2 protein-coding genes are annotated in these 1066 nt (G+C 79.1%); both read right to left on the minus strand.

What is annotated here, in order from left to right; translation table 11 throughout:
- Positions 1-707: FAD-dependent oxidoreductase (locus tag C3486_RS36645; RefSeq protein ID WP_146075146.1), on the minus strand; the 707-nt coding region annotated here is incomplete at its 3' end.
- A complete protein-coding gene (locus C3486_RS36650; protein WP_103837138.1) occupies positions 704-1033 on the minus strand; it encodes a (2Fe-2S)-binding protein in 330 nt (109 codons plus the stop codon). The genes C3486_RS36650 and C3486_RS36645, both read right to left, overlap by 4 nt.
- Between the last annotated feature and the right edge of the window lie 33 nt (positions 1034-1066).

The raw sequence follows: 1066 nt of genomic DNA on the forward strand, positions 1-1066 counted from the left end.
ACCCGGTGGCGCGCCAGCAGTGCGGCGTACCGGGCGAGTTCGGCGGCCTTGGCGGGCTGGTCCGCCAGTTCCCAGGGGCGGCGCGACCAGCCGCGGGCCACGGTCGCCGCCGGGTTGGCCTCCAGGACGGCCCGGATGCCGGCGCCCGCGGCCAGCAGGGAGGCGGCGACCGGCAGCAGGAACGGCCCGCTGCCCGCGAGCAGTACGGCATCGCCGACGACCAGGTGCTCGCCCTTGGCGAGCGCCTGCGCGGCCCCGGCCGTGTACACGCCGGGGAGCTGCCAGCCGGGGAAGGGCAGCACGCGGTCGTGGGCGCCGGGCGCGAGGACCAGGGCGTCGGGGGCGAGGGTGCGGCGTGTCCTGCCGGTGCCGTCGGCTGGCCCGGTCAGGGTGTGGACCAGCGGCGGGCCCGGCTGCCGGGGGTCGGGCCGCTCCAGCGCCCAGACGGAGGTCTCCGCGAGCCAGGTGCAGCGTGGGTGGCCGAGGACGCGGCGGCTGACGCGCGCGAACGGGGTCCCGCTGTCGCGCGGCCCGCCGAACTCCTCGGGGTGGGTGCGGTGGTACTGGCCGCCGGGCCGCTCCGCCGCGTCGACGAGGGTGACCCGGGCGCCGGCGGCCAGCGCGGCTGCCGCGGCGGCGAGTCCGGCGGGCCCGGCGCCGACGACCACGACGTGCCGGCGGCCGGCTGCCTTCCGTACGGCCGTCATGCCCCGGCCTCCCGGTCGTCCGCCGTCGCCCGCGACTGGGTGGTCACCACGTCCCCGTCCGCGGCCCGGCGGCGGCAGGCCCGTACGTCCGGCACGCCGTTGACGGTCAGTACGCAGTCGAAGCAGACGCCGATGCCGCAGAACACGCCGCGCGGGGCGCCCGAGCGCGCGGTGCGCCAGGACGTGCGGCCGGCCGCGAGCAGCACGCCGGCGATGCTCTGGCCCGCGACGCCGTCGACCGGCTCACCGTCCACGGTGATCCGCAGGGGCCGTTCGGGCCGCGTTCCGGCGGTGCCGCCCGTGGCGCGGAACAGTCGGGGGCTCATGCGCTCTCCTCACGCGGTGCGGTGGGTGATTCG

It is taken from the genome of Streptomyces sp. Ru73 (genome assembly GCF_002920575.1).
GTDB lineage: Bacteria > Actinomycetota > Actinomycetes > Streptomycetales > Streptomycetaceae > Streptomyces.

Coding starts and splice junctions, on each gene's coding strand:
- C3486_RS36650 (WP_103837138.1), bottom strand. CDS start 1,033: ATGAGCCCCCGACTGTTCCGCGCCACGGGCGGCACCGCCGGAACGCGG.